Below are 2,528 nucleotides of genomic sequence, written 5' to 3' on the forward strand. Positions count from 1 at the left end.
TGCGGCGGCGGCGCGGTATCGACGGCTGTCGTCGCGGTCGCGATCGGGGCGGCAGTCGCCTGAATCGGCGTCGGCGCGACACGTGCCGGCGTGCTTTCCGCGCGCGCCGCGGCATAAACGGGCGCGGCGGCGGCCGGCGCCGCCTGCGGCACAGGAGCCGTATCGGGCTGGCGATTGTCGGCCTCGTAGGTCGGCGTGTCGAACGGCGCCGGCGCGTGACGTGCCGGCGCGACGCGCCGGATGCCGTCGAAATGCTTGGCCCAATAAGGATTCGTCAGGTAGTCGAGGCGCACCGTACCGCCTGTCGAGGGCGCATTCACGAAGCGCAGCTTGCCGACGTAGATGCCGACGTGCGAATGCGGGCGGCCGGTGGTGTTGAAGAACACCAGGTCGCCGGGGGCGATCTCGTCGGGTTCGATCGATTCGCCGCGCGTGCTCATCTCCGCCGTGGTGCGCGGCAGCGAGACGTTGGCCGCGCGCGACACGATATAGCGCACCAGCCCGCTGCAGTCGAAGCCGCTGTCCGGCGTATTGCCGCCCCAGCGATAGGGGATGCCGACCAGGCTCATGGCCTGGATCGGGATTTCCTCGCGGCCGATGCTGTGATCGACGAAGTTCGGGAAGCCGCGCGGCGGCGCAAAGGCGCGTGGCGTGGTGATGCGCGGGGCGGCACCGGTGCGCGTCGACGACTGCTGCGGCGCGGTCGAGCACGCGGCGAGCAGGGAAACGACGACGACGGACAGCCAGATTCGCAGCATCGGAAGAGGGCAGGCGCCGAATGAGGCGCCTATCGTATGACCACGGGTAAAGCGGATGGTAGTCGCTCCGGCGCGGCTTCGGCAAGAATTCTTCATGAATGACATGAGAAGTTGCCCGATTTTCGAGCAGCGCATTGGAGTTTTTGCGCAAAAACCCTGGCCCCAAATGCCTCATGGTGAAATATGGGGATGAATCAAACATCGCTGCCACCATGAAAAAAGCGCTCCCGAGGGAGCGCTTTTGGGTGCCGCCGATCGAAACGCCGCTCAGAGGATGTCGGACGCGTAGTCGGCCAGCCGCGAGCGTTCGCCACGCGCGAGGGTGACGTGGCCGCTGTGACCCCAGCCCTTGAAGCGGTCGACCACGTAGGTCAGGCCCGAGCTGCCCTCGGTGAGGTAGGGCGTGTCGATCTGCGCGATATTGCCGAGGCAGACGATCTTGGTGCCGGGGCCCGCGCGCGTGACCAGCGTCTTCATCTGCTTGGGCGTGAGGTTCTGCGCCTCGTCGATGATCAGGTACTTGTCGACGAAGGTGCGCCCGCGCATGAAGTTCATGCTCTTGACCTTCAGGCGCGAGCGGATCAGCTCCTGGGTGGCCGCGCGGCCCCATTCGCCGGCCGCGTCGTCGGTCTTCTGCAGCACTTCCAGGTTGTCGTCGAAGGCGCCCATCCAGGGCTGCATCTTCTCTTCCTCGGTACCGGGCAGGAAGCCGATGTCCTCGCCGACCGGCACCGTCGCGCGCGTCACGATGATCTCGTTGTAGCGCTTGTCGTCGAGCACCTGGGCCAGGCCCGCGGCCAGCGCGACCAGGGTCTTGCCGGTACCGGCCTGGCCGAGCAGCGTGACGAAGTCGATCTCCGGGTTCATCAGCAGGTTCAGCGCGAAGTTCTGCTCGCGGTTGCGCGCCATGATGCCCCACACGTTGTTCTTGTGGTGGCTGTAGTCGCGCAGCGTCTGCAGCAGCGCCGTCTTGCCGTTGAGCTCGCGCACGATCGCGTGGAAGGTCGGCTCGCCGTTCTGCGGCTCGAGGAACACGAACTCGTTGACCAGCATCGAGGCGACCATCGGGCCCGTCACGCGGTAGTAGGTGGTGCCCGTCTTGGTGTCCTGCCAGCTCTCCATGCCCTTGGCATGCTTGGTCCAGAAGTCCTGCGGCAGCTCGCGCACGCCCGAGTACAGCAGGTCGGTGTCCTCGAGCACCTGGTCGTTGAAGTAGTCCTCGGCGGGCAGGCCCAGCGCGTGGGCCTTGATCCGCATGTTGATGTCCTTCGACACCAGCACCACCAGGCGGTCGCTGCGCTCGCGCTGCAGCGCGCGCACCACGCCGAGGATCTGGTTGTCGGCCTTGCCCTGCGGCAGGCCCTCGACCGGCTCGATATCGTTGAGCGTGGTCTGGAAGTACAGGCGGCCGACCGCTTCGCGGCTGCCCAGGCGCGACAGCGGGATGCCGGCCGTGATCGGGCCGCCGTCGGCCACCAGCGCGTCGAGCGTGCGGCTGACCTGGCGCGCGTTGCGCGCCACTTCGGACATGCCCTTCTTGTGGTTGTCGAGCTCTTCCAACGTCATCATCGGCAGATAGACGTCGTGCTCCTCGAAGCGGAACAGGCTGCTCGGGTCGTGCATCAGCACGTTGGTGTCGAGCACGAACAGCTTCTGCTGCTCGACCGCAGCGGCCTTGCGTCCGCGCGTGGTCTTGCCGGCCTCGCGCGCAGGAGCGGCGTGGGTCGCGGGCGCGCGGCCGGCGGGTGCCTCGGCGCGGGCGACCGGCGC

The 2,528-nt window shown here is 67.3% G+C and carries 2 protein-coding genes; both read right to left on the reverse strand.

The genetic code is table 11. The features are described 5' to 3' along the window. On the reverse strand, positions 1-758 hold a 758-nt coding region (locus F3J18_RS36530), incomplete at its 3' end, for a C40 family peptidase (protein ID WP_240156513.1). A 267-nt stretch (positions 759-1,025) separates the two neighbouring features. Beyond that, positions 1,026-2,528, reverse strand: a 1,503-nt coding sequence (locus F3J18_RS36535; protein WP_166917012.1) for a PhoH family protein, incomplete at its 5' end; no start/stop codon positions are given.

The organism is Burkholderia sp. Ax-1720, from assembly GCF_011753035.1.
GTDB classification, from domain to species: Bacteria; Pseudomonadota; Gammaproteobacteria; order Burkholderiales; family Burkholderiaceae; genus Burkholderia; species Burkholderia gladioli.